This is a genomic window from Mesorhizobium sp. WSM4840, from assembly GCF_055811755.1.
In genome coordinates, this window is record NZ_JBVVQD010000034.1 from 18,672 (window position 1) to 42,515 (window position 23,844).

Below are 23,844 nucleotides of genomic sequence, written 5' to 3' on the forward strand. Positions count from 1 at the left end.
CCAGCAGGCAACCGCTCATCTCCAGATCGAACTGCGCCTCGCCGAATGCAGCGTCCAGGCGTGCCACCGTGGAGGCGGTGCGCCAATCTTCCATGACCGATGATGGACGCATGTCAGGGAGGAGGCGGCCCGGTCCTGTTCGCGCTATAGATGCAGCGGTTGGCGATTGAGCAGCATGGAATCGCCGAATTCATGCGTGCGGTATCGGTGCGCGGTGAAGGCTGCCGAGGCCTTGGCGAGCAGAGCATCGTCGGCAAAGGCACGCAGGAGCTCGAAATGGCTTTCGCCGGGCTGGTGGACGCCTGTGAGAATAGCATCGACCACGTGAAGCCGCGTGTCCCGCGCAATGCGCCCTGTCGCAATGGCATTTCCGGCACGCACATTCCCGGCGGGATTGGCGGCCGCCTCAAGCGCGCGCACTACACTCGTGCCGATCGCGATGATCCGGCCGCCGCGGAGCTTCGCCCGCGCAACCTGTGCCGCGGTGCGCTCAGGGATGCGGTACGGCTCGTCGAAAGGGAGGCGCAGGTCGAGCGCGGGATCGCCGGTGGAGGAAACGCCCGCGGCATGCGTGACTGTTGCGAAGCCGACGCCGCGCCGACGCCAGGCTTGGAGCGTGCGCCAGTCGAGTGCAAAGGCTGCCGATGGCGCCTCGAACGCGACCGGCCCGGCGGCAATCTTCGTCCAGACATCCCACAGGGCCAGCGGTTCGGGAACATGCGCGTATTGGATCGGCCGGCCGTGCCGCGCCAAGCCTGCAAGCACCACTGTGCGGTTGCCTGGGAAGCGCAGCTCGAGAAGGCGAGGATGGTCGAGAAGGCGCTCTACGACGGCTTCCAGTGGGCCGAGCCGGAGGCGGTCACCTGGTGACAGCGGCGGCGGAGGCAGCCGGTCTTCCGTGCGCGTGCGGTGATCGCCCGCGCCGAAGGCAATAGCCACGAAGCGGGTTGGATCGGGAAGTGACAGCCAACCTGCCAGGCGAATCTCGACAGCCTCGTCGCTGGGGACATGCGTTCCGTGCAAGCTGGCAGGCAAGGTCGCGGCGTCGTTGCCGACGACCAGATCGCCGGGATCGAATAGCATCGCGAGTCCAGCGCGCGGCAGGTCGCGCATCGTGCCGTCTGCCTCGACGACCAACAGCCTGGCGGAGCGCCGATCGGGACGGTCGGCGGCAATCATCCGCGTGTCCCGGCGAGAGTCGTTGTGCTGACCGGCAACGCGTCGAGCATCTTTTCGATGATCTCGGCAGCAGCCAGCTCGGGGCGCTTCAAGGTGGCCGGATCGGCGTCAGGAAGTGCGAGCGCGTGCAGCGGGGTGTCCATATCGCCGGGATCGAGCGCGAGGAGCCGGATGCCGTCGGCTTTCGCCTCCTCGTCCCAAATCGCCGTGAGATGGGCAAGAGCGGCCTTGCTCGCGCCATAGGCGCCCCAGCCGGGATAGGCGTTCACCGCTGCGTCGCTGGAGATGTTGATCACCAGCGCGCCACGGCCCTCGCGTGCGGACGCGGCAAGCGCACCGAACAGGGCTTTCGTCAGCCGGAACGCGCCGACGAGATTGACCGCGAGCGCTTTTTCCAACTCCTCGCACTCGGTATCGGCAAGAAGCGCCAGAGGAACTGGTCCAAGGCTCGACGCATTGTTGATCAGGACGTCGAGCCCGCCGAGGCTGGCGGTGACCTGCAACGCGATCGGGTAGATGTCTTCCTTCTTGCCGACGTCACCGACAATCCCGTGCGCGCCGGTCTCGTCGGCGATGCGTTCGACGTCCGCGGTGGTGCGGGCGACGAAGGCGACGGACGCACCCTGCTCGGCAAGCTGCCGCACAAGCGCCAGTCCGAGGCCGGACGTGCCGCCCGTGACCGCCGCGCGAAGTCCCTGAAGATCGATATTCGTCTGCATTGCCGGTGCTCCTTCAATCTGCACTGCCCGTTGCTACAAGTTCAAGTTAACTTGAAGTCAAGCGGGAATTGTGCTTTCGTTCATGCATGGAATCCATGCTGACCATCACCGATGTGTCGCGGCGCAGCGGCGTCGCCTCATCGGCATTGCGTTTCTACGAGGAGCGCGGGCTGATCGCTTCCGAGCGGGCCGGCTCGGGGCATAGGCGCTATCCGCGCTCGGTGCTGCGCCGGATCGCCTTCATCGTCTTCGCGCAGCGAATTGGGCTGACGCTTGAGGAGATTGGCGCCGAGCTCGCCAAATTGCCAGCCGATCGCGTGCCGTCGCGTCGGGATTGGTCGCGTTTGTCGGGCCGGTGGACCAAGCGCATCGACCAGCGCATCGCCGAGTTGCAGCGTCTGAGGTCCGGGCTTACCGAGTGCATCGGTTGCGGCTGCCTGTCGATCGACCGGTGTAGCCTTGCGAACCCTGCCGATATGGCAGGTCGCAAGGGGCCGGGGCCGAGGTATTGGCTGGGATAAGTTGGCGGTGTGCCTGTCAGAGCCGCTTGTCCCGTGTGATGGGCAGTTCGCGGATGCGTTTGAATTACGGAATTACGGCGACAGTGCACTTTTTGCCATGCTCGGTGCCGGCCTTATTGATGTCCGGGTGCGCCAGGATGTCGAGCTTCCTCCTTGTCGCAGATAGCGATGTCTGAAGGATCGACGAGGACGTTGCCAAGGCGCAACAGGTCCGACAGCGCGGCGCGAAGCTGCGGCCGGGAATTACGATCCTGACGGCAGACCAAGCGTTTGGCGCGCCTCGTTGACGGTGGCCACACGCCGGCCAAACTTCTCGACTGAGGCCGCCGCGAGTTCGACGAGTTCTGCGTTGCTGCGCGCCAGGCGTTCCCTGGTGATCCTGATATTATCCTCAAGTCCGGTGCGCACTGCGTCTGCTCCGCGCGCCAACGCCCATTGCATCACGATCGTCTGGTTGCGGCCTATTCCGGCCGCTGTCCAGGTGGATTGTGGAAACAGGAGTTTCGCTTCCCTTAGGAGCACATCGAGCAATCTCTCCTCCGCAGGCAGTGCGTTTTGCACGCCCATGACAAACTGGATGTGCGGGCGCTCACCTATAGGTCCCCCGTCGGCCAGCCGCCTGGCAGTGTGAAGGTGCGACAGGTCGAAGATCTCGATCTCCGGCAGCACGCCATTTGCCTTCATCGCGGTTGCGAGATCACCGATCAGGGCGGGATGGTTCTCGTAGACCATGGATGGGAAGTTGACCGAACCGGTCGAAAGCGAGGCCATGTCCGGCTTCAGATATAGCGCCGAGCCACGCGCGGCAGGATCGCGACCGCGCCCGCCGGTCGAGAACTGGACGATCATGCCGGGGCAGTGCCTACGCACCCCCGCCTGAACGGCAGCGAAGCGCGTTGGTTCAGACGATGAACTCTGATCGTCATTGCGCACGTGGATGTGCACCAGTGACGCACCTGCTTCAAAGGCTTCCTGGGTCGACTCGATCTGTTCGGCCACGCTGATTGGCACCGCAGGATTGTCATCCTTGCGAGGCAGCGAGCCGGTGATCGCAACGGCGATGATACAGGGTTCAGGCATGGCGATACACTATCGGTCGACCTGGTCGATAAGCCAGCGGATCGCGAGCGGATACCCCTCGGCGCCAAGTCCGGCGATCACGCCGGTGGCGCCCTTCGATACCAGCGACCGATGATAGATCTCCTCCCGGCGATGGATGTTCGAGATATGCAGTTCGACGATCGGGCCCGGAAACATTTTGAGCGCATCAAGCACCGGGATCGAAATGAAGCTCAAACCCGCGGGATTGATCAGAATGCCCGCGCCTTCGTCGATCGCGTCATGGACCCAGTTGACGATTTCGCCCTCAATGTTCGACTGGTGAAAACGGATCGGATGGTCGCCGGCGGCGTCGCGGCACATCCCCTCGATTTCTGCGAGTGTGGTCCTCCCATAGATCTCCGGCTCGCGCATGCCGAGCCGGTTGAGATTTGGGCCGTTGAGGACGAAGATTGGCTTGGTCATGGTCCTATTCCTTGATAGCCCAGCAGGCGCGGCAGCCACAGCACCAGCGATGGGAAGAAGGTGATCAGCATCAGGGCGGCAATCATGGCGTAGAGAAACGGCATTACGTCGTGCACCAGGTCGCGCAGCGATACCTCTGCGATACGAGTCATGATGAACAGCAGCAACCCGTAGGGCGGGGTGACGAGCCCGAGCATGATGTTGACGACGACCATTACGCCGAAATGCACCATGTCGACGCCGAGCGCCTTCGCCGTCGGAATCAACACCGGCACGATCACCAGCAGGATAGTCGTCCCCTCCAGCACGCAGCCCAGTATCAGCAGCAGGATGTTGACGAGGATCAGGAAACCCATCGGCGAAAGATCCCAGGACTGCAGGATCACAGACAGGGACTGCGGAATGTTCTCAACCGTGACGACGTAGTTGAACACCAGGGCGCCGGCGATGAGCATGCCGATCGAGGCCGTGGTGCGGGCGCTGTTGAGAAGCGCATGGTAGAGCTGACCCGGCGTCACGCTGCGATAGATCGCGACCGAAATGAGCAGCGCGTAGCCGGCGGCAACCGCCGCAGCCTCGGTCGGGGTCATCACGCCGCCCCTTATGCCGACCAGCAGAACGACCGGCAGCATCAGCGCCGGAAATGCGCGCAAGGTGATCCCCGGAAGTTCCCTGAGCGGCACCGGCTTCTCGACCGGAAAGTTTTTCCGGCGCGCGTCGATGGCGACGATGATCATCTGCGTCAGGGCGAGAAGAAGGCCCGGCACGATACCCGCAATGAAGAGGTAGCCGATGGATGCATCCGAGATTAGCGCGTAGATGACCAGCGGAATTGACGGAGGAATGATCGGGCCGATGACGGAGGTGACGGCTGTCAGCGCAGCGGCATAGCTCGCCGGGTACTTGCCATCCTTAGTCATGAGTTGCTGCATCATCTTGCCGGTGCCCGCGGCGTCGGCGATGGCCGAGCCGGACATGCCGGCGAAGATGATCGACTGCAGCACGTTGACTTGCGCCAGGCCGCCGCGGAAACGGCCGACGACAGCGTTGCAGAATTGCAGCAGCCGGTCGGTCATTGTCCCGGCGTTCATCAACTCCGCGGCGAGAATGAACATCGGTACGGCAAGCAGAATGTAGCTTGTGTAGAGCCCGTTGAGGAGCTGCTCGGCGGAGGTGCCCATGTCGAGCCCTGCAAGCCAGAGATAGAGGATCGACCCGGCGATCATCGAGTGACCGATCGGCAGGCCAAGCAAGGCCAGCGCTGTGATCGCAACGACTGACAGCGAAAAGGGACTCGCGAGATTCATACGCCGGAGCTCGCTTTCGTGGGGTCAAATTCCGCCGGTGCTTCGCCGCGCAGAGCACGCCACGCCAGCCACAGGTAGCGGGTGATCACGGCGACCACGAAGACGAGATAGATCGAGAACAGCCAGTCGAAGCGTATCTTGAGGTAGGCGGTGCTCTCGACCTTCATGAAGGTCACGTAGCTGAAGACGGCCGGAAAGGACCAGCCATAGAGCGCGACGAGAGCGATTGCGAAGGCAAGCGTCATTACCCGCCTGATGTCCGGACCGACTGCGGCGTAGAGGAGATCAAAACGGATTTCCTCTTCTTCACGAACGACGAACGCTGCGCCGAACAGCACAACCCAGATCCAGAGCACGACGGTGAGCTCGTTGCTCCAGCCGGTCGGCCAGTTGAGAAGGTAGCGAAAAGCAACCTGCAGCAGAAACGCGGCGAACATAGCGCCGATTGCGATGGCGATGGCGTTCTCGGCGCGCCGGTAGAGCCAGCCGCCGACCTTTCTCAATCCCGGGTTCATAATGCCTCCCTGGCGGGCGCCTGGCCAAACCGGCCAGCCGGTCGCAAGCGGACCGGCCGGCGAGTTTTGTCGGGTCAAAGCGCGTTGATCTTGTCGACCATCCCGGCAGGCCATTCCTTGGCCAGGTCGGAGGCAAGATATTGCTCCTGCACATGCTTGCGGAATGCTGCGACATCGGGCTCGTAGATCTTCAGGCCCTTGCCCTTGAATGTTTCAACGAGTTCCTTCTCGCGCGTCAGGTGTTTCTCTGTCGAGAAGTCGATCGCCTTGTCCGCCGCGGCCTGGACCTTTGCCTGCTTCTCGGCCCCCATCTCGTCCCATACCTTTTTCGAGATGCTGAGAAGGTCGAAACCGACAAGGTGCGAAGTGAGCACGATCTGCGACATGACCTCGTAGAACTTCATGTTCTCGACGTTGGGCAACGGGTTGTCCTGCCCGTCGATTGCGCCTGTCTGCAGGCCGGTATAGACCTCGGCGTATGCCATTGGCGTAGGGTTCGCGCCGAGCGCCTGGCCGAGGAATTGCCAGGCGTCGCCACCCGGCATACGCAGCTTGATGCCGGCCATGTCGGCGGGAGTCTTGATTTCCTTGTCCGGCTTCAGACCGACCTGGCGCAGGCCGAAATAGGTGGGGCCGAGCACCCTCACGCCGAGCTGGTCCTCGGTCATCCTCTTCAGCTCCGCACCGGCATCGCTGGCAAAGAAGCCCTTCACGTGCGCGGCGTCACGGAACAGGTAGCCGGCGGTGACGATAGACCACGCCGGAATCTGCTTGGAGATGTCCTGCGGGGCAACGTTGCCCATCTCAAGGTTGCCGCGCTGGATGGCGACAAGTTCGGTGCCCTGCTTGAACAGGTTCCCGCCGTAATAACCCTCGAAGGCAAAGTCGTCCTTGATGGCGTCGGCGAACATTTTCATCATCTCGGCCCGGATGTCCTGTTCCGAGAACACGGCCGAGAAACGCAGCTTCGGTTTGTCCTGCGCGAAGGCGGGAACGGCGGTCCCGGCGGCGAGTGCGCCGGCGGCGACCATAAACAGGCGTCGGTTCATTTCAGCTTTCATGTCGATTTCCTCCCTATGGTCTTCATATGGTTATAGGCGTCATTGCCTTCATGCGGCGGCCTCGAAATGATCTGCCATGGCGCGGCGGTCGGCCTTGCGCCCGGTGAAGAGTTCGAACGCGCGGACGGCCTGATAGATCGCCATGCCGATGCCCGGCAGCGTTCTGCAGCCGATCGTACGGGCCGCGACCAACAACTCTGTTTCGGTCGGAAAGTAGATTATGTCGGCGACCCATTTTTCGGCTGTCAGAAGAGCCGTGTCGAACGGTGTTCCGGGGTATTTCGCCATGCCCACCGGGGTCGTGTTGACGATGCCGTTTGCCATGCACACGGCTGCGGCCGGGTCCGGCCACGTCTCGACGCGACCGCCGAACAAGGCGCCCATGCGCGACGCAAGATCCGAGGCGCGACTGGGTTGGCTGTCGAGGACGAACAGCCGGCCAACGCCCATTTCCATCAGCGCGTTTGCGACTGCGGCGCCCGCTCCGCCGGCGCCGAACATTGCGACGCAGCCCATCGATGCACCTGTCATCGCCTCGCGAAAACTCTCCGCGAAACCCCAGCTGTCGGTGTTGTGGCCTTCCTTGCGTCCGCCAGCGAAGACGACCGTATTCACCGCGCCTATTGCGCGCGCTGCGGGCGACAGCGCATCCAGGACGGGCATAACAGCCTGTTTAAACGGATGAGTGACATTGAGGCCGTGAAAGCCTGCAATTTCCGCCGCCGCGATCAAGTCGCCGATCGCCGCGTCGGGAAATCCGAGCCGGTCGAAATCGAGCAAAAGGTACGAATAGCCGATGCCGAGGCGCCGGGCTTCACGCTCGTGCATGCCGGGAGTGCGCGAGGACTGAATGCCGCGTCCGACAAGGCCAATCACGACCTTTTCGCTGTCGCCGCTGGCGGCGCCCTTATGCTCGTCCGCAAGACGGCAAAGGAGATCGACAAGGCTGTCGTCCATCTCCGAAATTCCTCCCTGTGGCGGGCCGCCTCCCAGCCCAAATGCGGCAATTCCTGGATCGCCCTTGTGTTCACGCTAAACGCGCCGGTAAATGAGTCCGTCGCGATTTGCGAATGATGTACTAACTGGTTAGTTTAGTCAAATGCCGGCTGCGCCGGGGCGGGAACTCAAACTGCATGGCCGTTATCAAGAAAGAACGAAAGCCGAAGCCGGACGCGAGCACGACGCGTATCCAGGACCCTGAGGGCACGCGCCGCAACATCCTGGAGATCGCCTCCAAGGAGTTTGCCCTCAACGGCTTGTCGGGCGCGCGCATAGACGAGATTGCAGCGCGCACACGCTTCAGCAAGCGCATGATCTACTACTACTTCGGCGACAAGGAAGGCCTCTACCTGCGCGCGCTCGAGAACGCGTATCGCCAGGTGCGCGAGGGCGAGGCTCAACTTGATATCGAAGGCCTGCCCCCCGTGGCGGCACTGGCACGCCTAGTGGAGTTCACGTTCGACCACCATCACCGACACGAGGAATTCATCCGCATGGTGATGATCGAGAACATCCATCACGGCCAATACCTCGAACAATCGGATGCGATCCGCGAACTGAACGTGACTGCGATCGACCATATCTCTCGCATCTATTCACGCGGTGTCGAAGAGGGGGTCTTCCGGCCGGGACTCGACGCGGTCGAACTCCATTGGCAAGTAAGCGCGCTGTGCTTCTTCAACGTCTCCAACCGCACCACCTTTTCGATGATCTTCGGACGCGACTTCGGTGCGCCGGCACAACTCGAGCGGCTCAAACGCAACAGCGTGGAGATGCTGTTGCGTTTTGTCGCGAAGGACGAAGCTCCCGCAGAACGCTGAGCGCGCCGAAACTTGCGGTGCTGCCAGTGTTGCCTTAGTTATGTACGAACTGGTTCGTTCACAACAAACCAGGGAGGAGGCGCGTTTGAAGACTTCGATCGCGACGGTGTCGATCGCCGGTGACCTGGCGGAGAAATTCGCGGCAATTTCCGCCGCGGGCTTCGACGGCGTTGAAATCTTCGAGAACGATTTCCTCGCCTTTGACGGCTCACCCCGCGACGTCGGCCGAATGGCTGGTGACGCAGGTCTGACCATAACGCTCTTCCAGCCGTTCAGGGATTTTGAGGGTTTGCCGGAGCCCCAGCGCAACCGCGCCTTTGATCGTGCCGAGCGCAAGTTCGACGTCATGCAGGAACTCGGCACCGACCTGATGCTGGTATGCTCGTCGGTGTCGCCGGTCTCGCTTGGCGGGATCGACCGGGCGGCCATGGATTTTCACGAGCTTGGCGAGCGCGCCGCCAAGCGCGGTCTGCGCGTCGGCTACGAGGCATTGGCCTGGGGGCGTCACGTCAACGATCATCGCGATGCGTGGGAAATCGTGCGCAGGACTGACCATCCGAACGTCGGGCTGGTTCTCGATTCCTTCCACACGCTGGCCCGCAGGATTGAACTCGGCTCCATCCGTTCGATACCCGCTGACAAGATCTTCATTGTCCAACTCGCCGACGCGCCGCTGATCGAAATGGACTTGCTCTATTGGAGCCGGCACTTCCGCAACATGCCAGGCGAAGGCGATCTGCCGGTGCGACAGTTCATGCAGGCGGTCGCAGCAACCGGTTATGACGGCTATCTGTCGCTCGAGATTTTCAACGACCAGTTCCGTGGCGGGTCGGCAAAGGCGATCTCCGTCGACGGACGGCGTTCGCTCGTATGGTTGATGGATCAGGTGCGGCGCGAAGAACCGGCACTTGAGATGGCCATCCCGCCCATGCCCGACCGCATCGGGGTTGGAGGGGTCGAGTTCATCGAGTTCGCGGCCGATCGCCAGGACGCTGGACAGCTTGGATCGCTGTTGCGCATGCTCGGCTTTGTCGAGGCCGGTCGGCACGTCTCGAAGGACGTCACGCTCTACCGCCAGGGCGAGATCAACATTGTCATCAATACCGAGCGGCAGGGCTTTGCCCATTCTTCCTTTGTTGTCCATGGCACGTCGGCATACGCGATGGGCCTGAAGGTCGAGGACGCCGCCGCCACGGTTGCGCGCGCCGAGGCGCTGGGCGCGGAGATCTTTCACCAGCGGGTCGGGCCCGGCGAGTTGTCGATCCCGGCGATCCGCGGCGTCGGCGGCGGACTGATCTACTTCCTCGATGCCAAGACCGACCTGGCGAAGGTCTGGGATATAGAGTTCACGCCGGTCACGTCGGCAAGTTCCGGCAATGGCGTCGGCCTCACCCGCATCGATCATGTCGGGCAGACGATGGCACAGGAGGAGATGCCGAGCTGGCTGCTGTTCTATGTCTCGATCTTCAGGACGGCCAAGACCCCTATGGTCGACATCGTCGATCCGGCCGGCCTCGTGCGCAGCCAGGTGATCGAAGGTCTGGACAAGCGCTTCCGCCTGACGCTGAACGGCGCCGAGAGTCACCGCACGCTGGCCGGCCATTTCATCGCAGAAACCTTTGGTTCCGGCGTCCAGCATCTGGCATTCGCAACGGATGACATCTTTGCGACGGCGGCGAAGCTGCAGGCCAACGGCTTCGAACCACTTCAGATATCGATGAACTACTACGACGACGTAGAAGCGCGCTTCGGTTTGGATCCGGAGGTCGCCGATCGGTTACGCTCAGCCAACATCCTTTATGACCGCGACGACAACGGCGAATTTTTCCAGCTCTATGCGCCGACTTTCGGAGAGGGGTTCATTATCGAGTTCGTTGAACGGCGCGGCGCTTATGCAGGATATGGTGCGCCGAACGCACCATTCCGCATCGCCGCGCAAAAACGGCTGATGCGGCCCAAAGGAATGCCAAAGGTATGACGGGTATGAACTTTGCTCGCATTAATGGCGCGACGATCCACTACCGGCATCGTCCCACAGCCGGCAGGCCGACGGTCGTCTTCGCGAACTCGCTCGGCACGGATATGCGCATCTGGAACGAGGTCGAGCGAAGGCTCGCCGACGACTGTACGTTCGTTGCGTTTGACAAACGCGGACACGGCCTGAGCGAACTGGGTGGCGCGCCGCAAACAATCGAGACCCATGCGACGGACCTTGCAGGGCTGCTCGACCATCTTGGCGTAAAGCGCGCGGTGATCTGCGGGCTTTCGATCGGCGGCGTCATTGCGCAATGCCTTTACAAGACGCGGTCGGATTTGATCGAGGGGTTGATCCTATGCGATACGGCAGCGAAAATCGGTACGGCCGAGATGTGGAACGGGCGCATCAACGCGGCCCTGTCGGAGGGCATCGCGAGCTTTGCCGACGACGTGATGCGAAAATGGTTCACACCGGATTTCCATAAGAATCGCGGCGAGGAACTGGCGGGTTATAAAACGATGCTGACGCGCCAGGATCCGGCCGGCTACGCTGCTGCCTGCGCGGCTATCCGCGACGCCGATTTCACCGCTACGACCGCCGCGATCAAAGTGCCGACACTCTGCATTGTCGGCGATCAGGACGGATCGACGCCGCCTGAACTGGTGGAATCGCTGGCCCGCTCAATCCCCGCCGCACGGTTCGAGGTCATTGCCGGTGCGGGCCACATCCCATGCGTCGAGCAGCCGGAAAGGCTCGCCGGGCTGATCCGTGGCTTCCTGAACGACATGCGAAGAGAGCGCAAATGAGCAAGTCACAACGCGGAGACCGATACGTCGAAGGGATGGCGACGCGCCGTTCGGTGCTGGGTGACGCCCATGTCGACCGCGCAGAGGCGGCCAAGACCGAATTCGACATTCCTTTCCAGGAACTGATCACGGAGGCTGCATGGAGCCACGTCTGGTCGCGGCCTAACATCACCAAGCGCGAGCGTTCCATGATCACCGTCGCGCTGCTCGCCGCGCTGAAGCAGGACGAAGAGGTTGCGATGCATATCCGCGCCAGCGTCAATACCGGGGCGACGCGCGACGACATACGCGAGGCGCTGCTGCATGTGGCAATCTATGCCGGGGTACCGGCGGCAAATCATGCGATGAAGATCGCCAGGAAGACGTTCGACGAAATGGACGCTCAAGCCGGCAAATCATGACCAACTCGCGCTTTCCCGCCAACCGCACGCCGGAAATCGGCACCTTCTTTCAGCGCGACCGCAACTGGCATCCGCCGGCCTTCACGCCAGCCTACAAGACTTCCGTGCTGCGCTCGCCGCAACGGCCGCTTCTTTCCCTCGACAACACCCTGTCGGAGCTTACGGGGCCGGTCTTCGGCCACAATATTCTCGGTGAACTGGACAATGACCTCATACACAATTTTGCCGGGCCGGGCGAAAGCGCGATCGGGCCGCGCATCCTCGTCTATGGCCGCGTACTCGACGAGCGCGGCATCGGCGTCGCCGGTGCGCTGCTGGAGGTATGGCAGGCCAACGCCGGCGGACGCTATCGACACAAGAAGGAGACTTATCTCGCGCCACTCGATCCGAACTTCGGCGGCTGCGGCCGCACCATCACCGGCAAGGATGGCTCCTATTGTTTCCGCACGATCCAGCCGGGGCCATATCCCTGGCCCAACGGACCCAACGACTGGCGTCCAGCTCACATCCATTTCTCGATTTTCGGGCACGGCTTCGCGCAGCGCTTGATCACCCAGATGTATTTCGAGGGCGACCCGATGATCTGGAGGTGCCCGATCGTGCGGACCATCAACGACCGCCGCGCTATTGAAGGCCTCACCGCCGCGCTCGATATGGAGGCAACGATACCGATGGATGCGCGGGCATACAAATTCGACATTGTACTGCGCGGCCGCCGCTCGACGCTGTTCGAAAACCGCATCGAGGGCAGCTGATGGTCCAGGCTCTCGGTCGGCTGAAGGAAAGCGCCTCGCAGACCGCGGGACCCTACGTCCATATAGGGCTGACGCCCAACTTTGCCGGTATTTCGGGCGTCTATGAACGCGACCTTGGCACCGCGATGGTCAACGACAAGACCAGGGGCGAACGCATCAGGGTCAACATCCGGGTGATCGACGGCGCCGGCTCGCCGCTGAAGGACGCGCTTGTGGAGATCTGGCAGGCGGACGCTGCCGGCATCTACAATTCGCCCTCGGATCTGCGCGGCTCCGCCGACCCCAATTTTACCGGCTGGGGCCGGCTGCCCACCGACATGACGACGGGCGAATGCATGTTCGAGACCATCAAACCCGGCCGTGTGCCTTTTTTCGACGGCCGCAAGATGGCGCCGCATTTGACGGTCTGGATCGTCGCGCGTGGAATCAACATTGGCCTTCACACCCGCATGTATTTCAGCGACGAGGAAACCGCCAACGCCGAGGATCCCGTCCTGATGCGCATTGAGCAAAGAGAGCGGGTGTCAACGCTGGTCGCGCCGCGCGATGGCGACATCTATAAGTTCGACATTCATCTCCAGGGCATCAACGAGACGGTCTTCTTCGACATATGATCGCAGCATTCGACAATCCCCTCCTGTCCGGGCTTCTCGGCGATGAGAAGATGGCGACGCTGCTCGGCGTCGAGGCCGAACTTGCGACGATGCTGCAATTCGAGAAAGCGCTCGCCGACGCAGAAGCTGCGCTCGGCATCGTCCCGGCGGCTGCAGCAAGCGCAATCGGACGTGTCCTCGACAACTTCCGGCCGGAAATCCAGGCCCTGAGGGACGCGACGGCGCGCGACGGCGTCATGGTGCCGGAGCTCGTGCGGCAGATCAGGCATGCTGTGGGAGAGCCGCATTCGGAGCATGTGCATTTCGGTGCGACTAGCCAGGACGTGATCGACACGGCCATGATCCTGAGAATTCGCGCCTGTATCGACCTGTTGGAAGAACGGCTTTCGGCTCTGGTGGTCGCCTTCGCCGATCTCGGCCATCGGTTTGGCAATCGCCCGCTGATGGCCCGAACCCGAATGCAGGCAGCGATTCCGATTTCCGTAGCCGACCGCGTCACAAGCTGGCGCGAACCGCTGGTGCGCCACCACGAGCGGCTTCAATCGGTGCGAGGATCGGTTCTCGTCATCCAGTTCGGCGGCGCCGTCGGGACACTCGAGAAGTTCGCAGCCAAGGGCGCCGCCATCCGTGCCGCGCTGGCCCGGCGGCTAAGCCTTGGCGACGCGCCGCAATGGCACAGCCAGCGCGACCGCATCGCTGAGCTGGCCAACTGGCTGTCGCTTGTGACGGGCGGCCTCGGCAAGTTCGGGCAGGACATTGCGCTGATGGCGCAGGCAGGCGACGAGCTGCAACGGGCGGGCGGCGGTTCATCGTCCGCCATGGCGCACAAGCGCAATCCCATCGACGCCGAGATGCTGGTGACGCTTGCCCGCTACAACGCAGTCCAATTGTCGGGAATGCATCATACGCTGATCCATGAGCAAGAGCGCTCTGGTGCAGCCTGGACGCTGGAATGGTTGATCTTGCCGCAGATGCTCATGGCGGCTGGAGCATCGACCTGTGTCGCGCACAGGCTGGTCCGAACCATAGCGGCAATCGGAGGCAAGGTTGACTGATCCCACTAGAGCGGGATGCGTTCAAATTGAACTAGGCATCCCGCTCTATCTATTTGTTTTAGCCGCATTTTCTGCGACGCCAAGTGATTCCACTTGGCTGCAAAATGCTTTAGGCGGCTCACGCGTGGATCTTGCGATTTAGCCGTCTCCGCTACCACTTGGTCAGTAAGATCAAGCGGTCACCCGAGCTACCATCAGCCCCACTGAGCGCTCTCGCAGGCATCGAGCGGGTTGGAAATGGCCGTGCCCTGGTTTGCCGACAATTGTGCGGCCATACCCATGGCGACAGCCTTCCAGCCATCGTCCAGCGTCACCTCAACCCGCCCCTCGCCTCGTAGGGCGGTGCAGAACCGCTGATGCTGATAGAAAGTCGAGCCGTTGTGATCGCCAGCCGTCAACAATTGCGGGTCGACCGGGATCTCGACGGTGTACGGTCCCTGCGGAAAGCGCGGGCTGACGATCAACTGCGGCGTCGGCGCCGCGCCGAGATGAGTTGGCCAGAAGCGGCCGGGACCCGGCACCAGGCATTCGACTTTACCTCGCGCACCGACGGCACTGATCTCCTCCTGATAGCGGCTGCCCTCTGCATACATGCATAGTTCCAGCATGGCGCGCGCGCCGCTGGCGAAATCGACCAGGACGTAGCCGCAATCCCAGATATCGGGTGTCTCGCCATCATAACGTTCGTTGAGATGGTTCACTTCCTGTCCGGCCGACGCCATGATCCTTACCGGTTCCGATTTCAGAATCAGCCGCATGAGATCGAAGAAATGGCAGCATTTTTCGACGAACGTGCCTCCCGATCGACGGTTGAAGCGGTTCCAGTGGGCCACCTTGTCCAGGAACGGATAGCGATGTTCGCGGATTGTCAGCATCCGGATGCCGCCGGTGGCGTTCTGCGCCTGCTCGATGAATCGAGCGACCGGCGGCATATAGCGGTATTCCATCGCCACCCAGACTGGCGCGGTATAGGTCGTGGCGAACGCCTTCACCGCGGCTGCGTCGACCGGGTCGGTGAAAAGCGGCTTCTCGACCAGGATAGGCAGCGCACGGATAGCAGCGATTTCCTTTAGCTGCGCGAAATGCACATAGTTCGGACTGGCGATGAGCAAGCAGTCGACGCGCGGATCGGCCGCCACCTCCGCGACCGAGCCGGCGATCGACGCTTGCGGGGTGAGGACTGCCGCGCGGGCGCGCATCGTCGCGTCGGGCTCGAAGATCGCCGCGACGCCGACATCGGGCAGCAGCGCGATATTGCGAAGATGCTCCTGCCCCATCATGCCGCAGCCGATCATGCCGTAGGAAATGTGCTTCGCCATATCGGTTCCCTATCGCAGCCGCGCGACATAGCGCGCGACGCCATGATCAAACCAGGTCCTGGAAAACTCCGCGCTGGCGCCGTCCTGCATCCAGCCGGTACGCTCGATGAAGCCGGCGGCGGCGCCCGGCGCAAGGCCGAACTCAGGCAGCGCCCATCCCGGCACCTGGCCGACCCCGACGCGATCCTCTGCACGCAAGATCCAGATGCCGAGCGCCTTGCGGTAGTAAAGATAGAGCGAATCCGACAGTTCTTCGATAGCGACCGTCTCCGCACGGGAACCGTCGAGCCAGATCTCCTCCAGCGCCGCCGGCTTGCCGCCGAGGCTCCGCAGCCGCCTTATTCTATGGGCCTCGCCGCTCGATCCGAACACCGGCAGGTCCATCGGTTTCGCCAGCCGATCGACTGACAGAACGCGCGCCGTCGGCAGCCCGCCTCCCTCCAGGAGTTCCAGCCGGAACATGGAATAGACACTGGCCACGTCGGGTTGCGAACGTACGTAGTTGCCGGAACCCTGGATGCGACTGAGCAAGCCCTTGCGCTCGAGATCGCCGAGCGCCTTGCGCAATGTACCGACCGCTATTCCGAGGTCCGCAGCCATGTCGCGCTCCGGCGGAAGCTTCTCGCCCTCGATCATCCGCCCAGCCGCGATCTCGCGGATGAGCATTTCGCTGACCTGCTGATGCATCGGAAGCGCGTAGGCGTTTCTGGACGTGCTCAAATTGTCTCCAAACGGAAAATTGATACACTATTGATCTACACAAAAACGAATGATATTCAACAGGGAAAGACAGTCGCGGCAGCAATTTACGAAAGGAGTGCGGACATTGACGGTCGTTCCGGTGACGTCCGCTGATCTCGACGCTGCTGAAGTGTCGTGGTTTTCCGCTTTGTGCTCCGATGATTTCCGCTATCTCGGCGTACCGGATGGCGCGCTGCGGTCGAGTTGGGAGCACTGCTCCGATATCGTCAAGACAGCCGAAGGACTGGGCTTTCGCAATATCCTGTGTCCCTCGTCCTATCAGGTTGGCCAGGATACTCTGTCCTTCGTGGCGGGCTGCGCTCCGATAACCTCGACGATCAACCTTCTCGCGGCGGTGCGTTGCGGCGAAATGCAACCGATCATGCTGGCGCGCACGATCGCAACGCTCGACCACATGCTAAAGGGCAGATTGACTATAAACGTCATCTCTTCCGACTTTCCCGGCGAACTCGCCGACAGCCGCTTCCGCTATCAGCGTTCGCGCGAGGTCATCGAGATCCTGCGTCAGGCCTGGACGCGCGACGAAATCAACCATCAGGGCGAAGTCTACCAATTCGGGAAAGTAACCGCCGACCCCGCAAAGCCCTACCAACAGAATGGCGGGCCGCTACTCTATTTCGGCGGCTATTCGCCCGACGCGCTCGAACTGTGCGGCGCACAGTGTGACGTGTATCTGATGTGGCCGGAGGCGAAGGACGTGTTGGCGCACCGCATGCGTGACGTTCACGAGCGTGCAGCCGCCCATGGCCGCACATTGGATTATGGCCTGCGCGTCCACGTGATTGTGCGCGACACCGAAGCCGAAGCCCGCGAATATGCCGAGGAGTTGGTTTCGAAACTCGACGACGAGCAGGGCAGAGTTATCCGCGCCCGCGCACTGGACGCGACATCCCTGGGCGTCGCGCACCAGGCAAAGAACCGCGCCGGCGCCGACGCACAAGGCTATGCCGAGCGGCATCTGTGGACCGGCGTTGGCCGCGCACGCTCCGGTTGCGGCGCCGCGATCGTCGGCTCGACCGATCAAGTCATGTGCGAGATCGAGGCATACCGGAAAATGGGCATCCGCGCCTTCATCTTCTCCGGCTATCCGCATCTCGACGAGGCCTTGTCCTTCGGCAAGCGCGTGCTGCCGAACATCAACACCTGCTCGCTGCCGCATGCCTATGGCCGGGTGCCGGAGATCACCCCGCCGACTCCGCTCGGAACCGGGGAGCGGCGATGATGATGCTGCGAATGCGCCTCAACGAGATTGAAGCTTCCACCGCAGCCCTTGGCCAGGAGGGCGCCTGATGTACCACTTCCTCAACCCCGAGCAGCAACCGATGAAAAGCTTCGTGCCCGACCCCGACCGCAAGCGCGAGTTCCGCGACGCGCTCGGCCGGTTTGCGACTGGTATCACCGTCGTCACCACGATGACGCCTGATGGTCCCGTCGGCATCACCGCGAACAGCTTTGCATCGGTGTCCCTCGACCCGCCGATCGTGCTCTGGTCGATCGGCCGGCATTCGAGGCGCTTTGCCGCCTTCGCAGGTTGCGAGCATTTCGCGGTTCATGTCTTGGGCGCGGAGCAGATGGAGCTGAGCCAGCGCTTTGCTCGCGTCGGTCAAGCCTTCGACGGCCTCCCGCACGACCTGAACGATGCCGGCGTGCCGCTGCTGGGTGGCTGCCTGTCGCGGTTCGAATGCGTGCGGATCTCCGGGCATGAGGGCGGCGACCATTTGATCGTCGTTGCCCGCGTAACCGCCGCGACCTTGCGAGACGGCGAACCCCTGCTTTTCTTCGGCGGAGGTTACGGGCGCTTCGAAGACGGTTCGAGCGTGACCCCATCGATGTAGTGATGGCCTGGCCCGCACAGCGGTGTGAACCATACGTCTCAGGCGCGAACCGGGCCGGTCGACTGGCGTTCCACGATATGGCAGGCGAATTCGATACGGCGCGGCGGCAGGTCCCCGCCGAGATCGGCGAGCAGGAGGTCGAGCGACGCCGCGCCGATCTCGCGCATCGGGATATGCATCGTCGTGAGAGGCGGGTTTTGGAAAGCCGCCTGCGGAAGGTCATCCATGCCCATGACCGACACGTCGGCAGGCACCTCGTAACCCGACTTCCGGATCGCCATCATCGCGCCGATAGCGAGGCTGTCGCCCGCGGCAAGCACAGCTGTGAAGTCGAGGCCACGAGCCTCGATGCGCCGCGCGATCGCTTCCGCCGCAAGGTCCGGCAGCCAATCCGCCACCTCCACAGCCAGGTCGCCGGCCGCCAGGCCGCGCTCTCGCAGTGCGTCCTGCCAGCCCTCGAAGCGACGCTCGATCGTGCGCCGCCCGCGCCGCATCAGGAACAGGATGCGCCGGTGGCCGAGGTCGAGTAGGTGCTGCGTCGCGAGATGCGCCGCAGAGCGGTTGCATGGCGTCAGGCTCGAATGGTGCATCGCCGGGTCGTCGCCGTTTATGAGCACGATCGGCTTGCCGAAACCGCCGGTCAGCGTCAGCACCGCCTCGTCGTCAACCGTCAGAAACAAGCAGCCGACGACGCTCTTGTCTTGCCTGGCCTCATTGAGCAGCGCGATCTGCTCACCGGCGTCGGCGATCGAGCGCGACACCAGCTCGACACCGAGAGTTTTTGCGCGCTCGTTCAGTCCGTCGAGCACATAGAAGGTGAACTGGTTGCGGCCATAGTCGATCCTGGCAGCGTTGCTTGCGGCGAGGATCACCTTGCGGCCGGCGATCGAAGTCGCGACCGTGTAGTTCAGCTTTTTGGCGGTTTCGATAATCATTGACCGAAGGTCGCCGCGCACGCCCTTGCCGCCGGCAAGCGCCCGCGACGCCGTGCTGACGGAAACGCCACAGCGCGCCGCGATGTCTTCGAGCCGCACGCGCCGGCTGAGCGTACCGCGCTTCCCGCTTTCGACCTTCACGACCATCGGCTGTTTCCTCACCAGACCTTCATGCTGCAAAAAAATTTCAGATTGCGCAACAAAAATGCCTGTGGCACCCATTTGGCCGGCATCGCGCAAAACCTGGGAGGAGTAGTGGCGTCGTCAACGAGAGATATGCGCTCAAAGCTCGACCTTCTCGTGCGCGGCATGACAGGCCTGCGCCATGACGGCCGTTTCGACGAGCCCAACCTCGACGGCACGGCCGGCGACTACATCAGCTTCGATTCCTGGGAATGGCCACAGGGTGTGGGGCTCTACGGCCTCGTTTGCCTCTGGCGGCACAATCGCGACCCGAAGCTTTTGAAGACAATCGAAGACTGGTACGAGCGCCATTTAAGGGCGGGCCTGCCGCCGATGAACATCAACACCACCGCTCCGATGATGGCACTGGCATTGCTCTGGGGCGAGACACGCGATCCGCGCTGGGAAACGCCTCTCGGCCAATGGGCCGAAAGGCTGCTTCGCGACATGCCTCGCACGCCCGAGGGCGGGTTCCAGCACAATGTCTCAGACAAGATCAACGACGACGAATTGTGGGACGACACGTTGTTCATGGCTGGCCTGTTCCTCGCTTTCCACGGACGCGCGGCCGGCCGGCAATCTTGCATCGACGAGGCTGTTCGCCAGTTCCTCGTCCATGCTCGCTATCTCGCCGACACGAAAACGGGCTTGTGGTTCCATGGCTGGACATTTGCCGGCCGACATAATTTTGCCCGCGCTCTCTGGGCCCGCGGCAACGCCTGGATCACAGTCGGCATCCTCGACCTGATCGAAAATGGCGGTATCGGCAAGCCGGTCGAAGCCTATCTTCTCGGCGTGCTGGAAGCGCAGATCGAAGCGCTGCTGCGCCTGCAGGCGCCATCGGGAGCATGGCACACCTTGCTCGATGACCCGACCTCCTATGAGGAGATGTCGGCCACCGCCGGAATCGGCTATGGTCTCATGAAAGCTGCGCGCATAGGCTTCGGGCCCAAGGAGTGCGGCCCGGCGGGCCGACGCGCACTCGACGCGGTGCTGGCCAGCATCGACGAGAACGGCGTGCTCGGAAACGTTTCCTATGGCACCCGCATGGGCCATGATCTCCAGTTCTACCGCGACATCCCGATTCAGCCTACCGGCTACGGCCAGGCCCTGGCGATCCTCTGCCTCACAGAGGGGATGATCCATGCCGAAGCTGCCGAGGCGGCGGCATGACGATGCGCGTTCTCTTCGGCGCCGGTCCGGGCGACATCGATGGCTACGGGACGGAGCGGCTACGCGCCGAGTTTCTGGTGGAGCGGCTGTTCGAGCCCGGCCGCATCGCCTTCGCTTACACCCATGTCGACCGCATGATCGTCGGCGGCGCATGCCCAACCGGAGAGCCGCTGAGTTTCGGCGATGGCGCGGACGTCGGCACGCCTCATCTGTTCACCGCGCGCGAGATGGGCATCGCCAATCTCGGCGGCGCAGGAACGGTCAGTGTCGACCAGCAGCGCTTCGCGCTCGCCAACCGCGATGTGCTCTATGTCGGGCGCGGCGCTAAACAAGTGACGCTAGAAAGCGACAGCGCCGCGCACCCCGCCTGGTTCTATATGAACTCGGTTCCGGCCGGCGCAGACATCAAGCATCGGCTGATCGCGAAATCCGAGGCGAAGCCGCTTGAACTCGGCGAGGAGCGACGCGCCAACAAGCGCACATTGCGCATGTACATCCATCCGGAAGTCGCGCCTTCCTGTCTGCTGCTGATGGGCATCACGGATCTCGCTCCGGGCAGCGTCTGGAACACCATGCCCCCTCACCTGCATGAGCGGCGCATGGAAGCCTATCTCTACTTCGACCTCGCGGCGGAAGATCGAGTGATCCATCTGATGGGACGGCCGGACAATACCCGCCATCTGATCGTGGCCAATGGCGACTGTGTCATCTCGCCGGCCTGGTCGATCCATATGGGCAGCGGAACCGGCCCCTACGCCTTCGTCTGGGGCATGACGGGCGAGAACCAGGCTTATAACGACGTGTCGCCCGTGCCTGTTGAGACGCTGCGATGAACACCGTGGAACCGATCAAGCACGATCTTACGCTGCGCCGGCCGCTCGCGCTCGGCGGCCCCGTCGTTTACTGGCTCATCGGCCCGACGTCTGAGCAGCGCTACGATGTTGCAGATCAGCCGATGCAAGGGGAGATGGATCCCTTCTTCTTCCTGACCAAGCACAAGAATTTCATCCCGCACGAATATCCCTGCCGAACCGAGTTTGCCGCCGAACGCCGCGGGAAACGGCCCAAGCCGCAGGGCGTGTTTGAGCCGGACCGTGTTTGGCTTCCGTTCGGCTCGCCACGCGTTGACCTGTCGGGCTTCTGGTTCCGCCCGACCGTGGTCGCCACCTGGGCAAGTACCGTGCTCGACGCAGTCTCGGACGGCCGGGCGCGGCTGCGGCTGCGCACCTGCGGCGGCGCCGTTTTGTTCGTCAACGGAATAGAGGCCGGCTGGATGGCGCCCTACGGGCGCAATCTCGAGGCTTCTCAGGATTTCGAGGTCGATCTCGTCGCCGGCGCCAACGAGATCAGCATCTGGTTCGACGATCTCGCCGAGCGTGACGCACGCTACTTCTTCCAACTCGACTATCTGTCGGGCCCAACTGCCGAACAGGTCTTGCCCACGACCGTCAAAGGCGACGTCGCGGCGGCCATGGAAGCCGCTCTCGACGCGATGCATTTCGAGCGTCCATTTTATTCCGGCGGCGAAGTGGCGCTGGTGACGGATGTCGGGCTGCCGGTTGCGGTGGACGTAGCGATCGTGATCGAGGGCGACTTCATGTCGATCGAAGCGCCTGTGATCTTCCGCCGCCGCATCGAAGCGGGGGCAAGGCGCATCACTATTGCCGCCACGGAAGACCTTCCCGCCGACTTCCGGCATTTTGCCGTATCGCTCTCATCTTCAGGCTTTGTTGCCCAACGGGTCTTCGGCGTGGAGATCTGTCATGCGGCGCGTCAGGGTCGCGCTCCTGCCATCCTTGCCGACAGGATCGGCGAAGCCCTGGAACAGGTCTCCAATTTCGCGGAGGCCGATACCGTGCGGGCCCTGGCGCGGCTGGCGACGGGCCGCGGCGGAGCCGAAACCGACGCCATCATTGCTGCTGCACTGCCGGCGATCGAGGATTGCCACGACTGCGCCGATTTCATCCTGGCTCCACTGCTCTGGTGCCGTCGTGCCTATGGCGACTCGATCGCGGCCGGTCTCCGTCACCGCATTGACGAGGCGATCCTCAATTACCGCTATTGGATGGATGAGCCGGGCAACGACGTGCAGTGGTACTTCTCCGAAAACCATGCGCTTCTGTTTCACACCGCGGCTTATCTCGGCGGCCATCTCTTGCCCGATGCCCGCTTTGTCCGCTCGGGGCGCACCGGCGCGGAGCAGTCGACCGTGGGCCTTGCGCGCGTGCGCGCTTGGCTCGATCATTTCGAGGAATGCGAAATGGCGGAATTCAACTCCGCCCCTTATTTCCCAATCGATCTCAAGGGGTTGACGATCCTATACGCGCTTGGGCCAGATGCCGACGTCCGCCGGCGCGCCGGGGCTGCGATCAACCGCCTGCTCGAGATCGTCGCCCGCTCGGCTCAGCAGGGCATGCTTACCGGCGCGCAGGGGCGCTCCTACGAACACACGCTGCGCGCCGCCCGTTCGCTGGAACTTTCCGGCATTGCACGCATGCTGTGGGGCAAAGGTTTCTACGGCATGCGCTTCCATGCCCTGCCGCAGCTTGCGCTCTGCCTGCGCGACCATGGCCTCCACGTCCCGCAAGAGCTGACCGGCATCGCTTGCATGGCGGGCGACGACGCACAGGAATGGCGCTTCGCGCAGGGCCAGAACCGGATCGCCAAGCTCTACCACTACAAGACCCGCGATTTCGCCATGGGAAGCGCAGCAGCCTATCGCTGGAACGAATGGGGTTATCAGGAAACGGTGCTGCACCTGCGCCTCGGCGGCAATCCCGACGCGCAGATATGGATCAACCATCCGGGCGAGACAATTCATTCGGGCTATGGCCGGCCGTCCTACTGGGGCGGCTCCGGATCTCTGCCGCGCGTGCATCAATACCGCGACCTGGCCGTTGTGCTGTTCAGCTGCGCTGCCGAGCAACCCGACTTTACCCATGCCTGGTTCCCACAGAGCGCGTTCGATGAAGCGTGGGTCAAGAAAAATATCGCTTCGGCGCGCGGCGGCGATGGGTTCGCGATGCTGAAGGCCGACAGCGCCTTCGAGCTGGTCGGCCGCGGGCCGACAGCTGGAAACGAGTTGCGCGTGCCGGGCCATCAAGCCGCATGGATCATCCGCTTGGGCCGGCGCCGGCAATACGGGTCGCTGGACGAATTCGAGGCGCAGTTTTCTCAGCTCGCGCTCGGCCATGGAAAAAACGACCTTCTGCATGTCAATGACCCGGAATACGGCGACGTGCTGTTCCATCCGGATGGCCGCATGGAGGCTGAGAACCGTGTCATCGATCCGGCCGACTGGCAGGTCACGGGTGAAGCCACGTTCTTCACAGCCGACGCCATCGCAACCAGGTGAGGATCGGATCAAAAGGAGCAGGACAAG

24 protein-coding genes are annotated in these 23,844 nt (G+C 62.7%); 13 read left to right on the forward strand and 11 right to left on the reverse strand.

Translation table 11 applies throughout. The features are described 5' to 3' along the window. Positions 1-144 precede the first annotated feature (144 nt). Together AC0L3I_RS30750 and AC0L3I_RS30755 are read right to left on the reverse strand one after the other, a co-directional pair. Positions 145-1,179 carry an S-adenosylmethionine:tRNA ribosyltransferase-isomerase gene (locus tag AC0L3I_RS30750; RefSeq protein WP_473529413.1) on the reverse strand — a complete coding sequence of 345 codons (1,035 nt, stop codon included), beginning with the start codon at positions 1,177-1,179 and terminating at the stop codon, positions 145-147. Continuing rightward, entirely contained in the window at positions 1,176-1,898 is a 723-nt protein-coding gene (locus AC0L3I_RS30755; RefSeq protein ID WP_473529414.1) for an SDR family NAD(P)-dependent oxidoreductase, read from the reverse strand. Before AC0L3I_RS30755 ends, AC0L3I_RS30750 begins: the two co-directional genes overlap by 4 nt. Before the next feature lie 86 nt (positions 1,899-1,984). Here AC0L3I_RS30755 and soxR point away from each other — a divergent pair, with 86 nt between their 5' ends. Beyond that, positions 1,985-2,419: a redox-sensitive transcriptional activator SoxR gene (gene soxR / locus AC0L3I_RS30760; protein WP_029350281.1), complete on the forward strand. Its 435-nt coding sequence runs from the start codon at positions 1,985-1,987 to the stop codon at positions 2,417-2,419. A 243-nt stretch (positions 2,420-2,662) separates the two neighbouring features. On the opposite strand, the gene AC0L3I_RS30765 is transcribed toward soxR, so the two are convergent. From AC0L3I_RS30765 to AC0L3I_RS30790, 6 genes are all read right to left on the reverse strand, one after another. Beyond that, on the reverse strand, positions 2,663-3,499 hold the full coding sequence (locus AC0L3I_RS30765) for a 3-oxoadipate:acetyl-CoA acetyltransferase (RefSeq protein WP_473529415.1): 837 nt from the start codon (positions 3,497-3,499) through the stop codon (positions 2,663-2,665). Between the two features lie 9 nt (positions 3,500-3,508). Then, positions 3,509-3,943 (reverse strand): type II 3-dehydroquinate dehydratase, encoded by a 435-nt coding sequence (locus tag AC0L3I_RS30770; RefSeq protein ID WP_473529416.1) that lies wholly within the window; start codon positions 3,941-3,943, stop codon positions 3,509-3,511. Next, positions 3,940-5,250 (reverse strand): TRAP transporter large permease, encoded by a 1,311-nt coding sequence (locus tag AC0L3I_RS30775; RefSeq protein ID WP_473485448.1) that lies wholly within the window; start codon positions 5,248-5,250, stop codon positions 3,940-3,942. The genes AC0L3I_RS30770 and AC0L3I_RS30775 overlap by 4 nt, the downstream gene beginning before the upstream one ends. Further along, complete coding sequence (locus AC0L3I_RS30780; protein ID WP_473529417.1) at positions 5,247-5,765, reverse strand: TRAP transporter small permease; 519 nt, start codon at positions 5,763-5,765, stop codon at positions 5,247-5,249. Before AC0L3I_RS30780 ends, AC0L3I_RS30775 begins: the two co-directional genes overlap by 4 nt. 74 nt (positions 5,766-5,839) lie before the next feature. Beyond that, entirely contained in the window at positions 5,840-6,826 is a 987-nt protein-coding gene (dctP, locus tag AC0L3I_RS30785; protein ID WP_473529418.1) for a TRAP transporter substrate-binding protein DctP, read from the reverse strand. A 48-nt stretch (positions 6,827-6,874) separates the two neighbouring features. Further along, a complete protein-coding gene (locus tag AC0L3I_RS30790) occupies positions 6,875-7,783 on the reverse strand; it encodes a shikimate dehydrogenase (RefSeq protein WP_473529419.1) in 909 nt (302 codons plus the stop codon). Positions 7,784-7,959: 176 nt separating this feature from the next. Here AC0L3I_RS30790 and AC0L3I_RS30795 point away from each other — a divergent pair, with 176 nt between their 5' ends. The 7 genes from AC0L3I_RS30795 (at position 7,960) to AC0L3I_RS30825 (ending at position 14,255) form a co-directional block, all read left to right on the forward strand. Next, on the forward strand, positions 7,960-8,646 hold the full coding sequence (locus AC0L3I_RS30795) for a TetR/AcrR family transcriptional regulator (protein WP_473485444.1): 687 nt from the start codon (positions 7,960-7,962) through the stop codon (positions 8,644-8,646). Between the two features lie 85 nt (positions 8,647-8,731). Further along, positions 8,732-10,624, forward strand: a complete 1,893-nt coding sequence (locus tag AC0L3I_RS30800; protein WP_473529420.1) for a bifunctional sugar phosphate isomerase/epimerase/4-hydroxyphenylpyruvate dioxygenase family protein — start codon at positions 8,732-8,734, stop codon at positions 10,622-10,624. 5 nt (positions 10,625-10,629) lie between these two features. Continuing rightward, complete coding sequence (pcaD, locus tag AC0L3I_RS30805) at positions 10,630-11,430, forward strand: 3-oxoadipate enol-lactonase (protein WP_473529447.1); 801 nt, start codon at positions 10,630-10,632, stop codon at positions 11,428-11,430. Then, on the forward strand, positions 11,427-11,831 hold the full coding sequence (gene pcaC / locus AC0L3I_RS30810; RefSeq protein ID WP_473529421.1) for a 4-carboxymuconolactone decarboxylase: 405 nt from the start codon (positions 11,427-11,429) through the stop codon (positions 11,829-11,831). Before pcaD ends, pcaC begins: the two co-directional genes overlap by 4 nt. Then, the gene (gene pcaH / locus AC0L3I_RS30815; RefSeq protein WP_473529422.1) at positions 11,828-12,586 is read left to right on the forward strand and encodes a protocatechuate 3,4-dioxygenase subunit beta; all 759 of its coding nucleotides are present in this window, start codon (positions 11,828-11,830) and stop codon (positions 12,584-12,586) included. The genes pcaC and pcaH overlap by 4 nt, the downstream gene beginning before the upstream one ends. Next, positions 12,586-13,200 (forward strand): protocatechuate 3,4-dioxygenase subunit alpha, encoded by a 615-nt coding sequence (gene pcaG / locus AC0L3I_RS30820; protein ID WP_192355342.1) that lies wholly within the window; start codon positions 12,586-12,588, stop codon positions 13,198-13,200. Before pcaH ends, pcaG begins: the two co-directional genes overlap by 1 nt. Then, positions 13,197-14,255, forward strand: coding sequence for a 3-carboxy-cis,cis-muconate cycloisomerase (locus AC0L3I_RS30825; protein WP_473529423.1), 1,059 nt, complete (start codon positions 13,197-13,199; stop codon positions 14,253-14,255). The genes pcaG and AC0L3I_RS30825 overlap by 4 nt, the downstream gene beginning before the upstream one ends. A 194-nt stretch (positions 14,256-14,449) precedes the next feature. On the opposite strand, the gene AC0L3I_RS30830 is transcribed toward AC0L3I_RS30825, so the two are convergent. Together AC0L3I_RS30830 and AC0L3I_RS30835 are read right to left on the reverse strand one after the other, a co-directional pair. Then, positions 14,450-15,574, reverse strand: a complete 1,125-nt coding sequence (locus AC0L3I_RS30830) for a Gfo/Idh/MocA family protein (RefSeq protein WP_473529424.1) — start codon at positions 15,572-15,574, stop codon at positions 14,450-14,452. A gap of 9 nt (positions 15,575-15,583) precedes the next feature. After that, the gene (locus AC0L3I_RS30835) at positions 15,584-16,261 is read right to left on the reverse strand and encodes a GntR family transcriptional regulator (RefSeq protein ID WP_473529448.1); all 678 of its coding nucleotides are present in this window, start codon (positions 16,259-16,261) and stop codon (positions 15,584-15,586) included. 139 nt (positions 16,262-16,400) lie between these two features. On the opposite strand from AC0L3I_RS30835, the gene AC0L3I_RS30840 reads away from it, so the two are divergent. After that, positions 16,401-17,558 (forward strand): LLM class flavin-dependent oxidoreductase, encoded by a 1,158-nt coding sequence (locus tag AC0L3I_RS30840; RefSeq protein WP_473529425.1) that lies wholly within the window; start codon positions 16,401-16,403, stop codon positions 17,556-17,558. 67 nt (positions 17,559-17,625) lie between these two features. Then, a complete protein-coding gene (locus tag AC0L3I_RS30845) occupies positions 17,626-18,171 on the forward strand; it encodes a flavin reductase family protein (protein WP_473485436.1) in 546 nt (181 codons plus the stop codon). A 38-nt stretch (positions 18,172-18,209) separates the two neighbouring features. Here the strand turns inward: AC0L3I_RS30845 and AC0L3I_RS30850 are convergent, their stop codons facing one another. Beyond that, the gene (locus AC0L3I_RS30850) at positions 18,210-19,253 is read right to left on the reverse strand and encodes a LacI family DNA-binding transcriptional regulator (protein ID WP_473529426.1); all 1,044 of its coding nucleotides are present in this window, start codon (positions 19,251-19,253) and stop codon (positions 18,210-18,212) included. Positions 19,254-19,382: 129 nt separating this feature from the next. Between AC0L3I_RS30850 and bglB the strand changes: the two genes are divergently transcribed. From bglB to AC0L3I_RS30865, 3 genes are read left to right on the forward strand one after another with little or no spacing between them, the layout of a single operon-like run. Beyond that, the gene (bglB, locus tag AC0L3I_RS30855) at positions 19,383-20,462 is read left to right on the forward strand and encodes a beta-galactosidase BglB (RefSeq protein WP_473529427.1); all 1,080 of its coding nucleotides are present in this window, start codon (positions 19,383-19,385) and stop codon (positions 20,460-20,462) included. Continuing rightward, positions 20,459-21,295 carry a 5-dehydro-4-deoxy-D-glucuronate isomerase gene (gene kduI / locus AC0L3I_RS30860; RefSeq protein WP_473529428.1) on the forward strand — a complete coding sequence of 279 codons (837 nt, stop codon included), beginning with the start codon at positions 20,459-20,461 and terminating at the stop codon, positions 21,293-21,295. The genes bglB and kduI overlap by 4 nt, the downstream gene beginning before the upstream one ends. Continuing rightward, positions 21,292-23,817 (forward strand): hypothetical protein, encoded by a 2,526-nt coding sequence (locus AC0L3I_RS30865; RefSeq protein ID WP_473529429.1) that lies wholly within the window; start codon positions 21,292-21,294, stop codon positions 23,815-23,817. The genes kduI and AC0L3I_RS30865 overlap by 4 nt, the downstream gene beginning before the upstream one ends. Positions 23,818-23,844 lie beyond the last annotated feature (27 nt).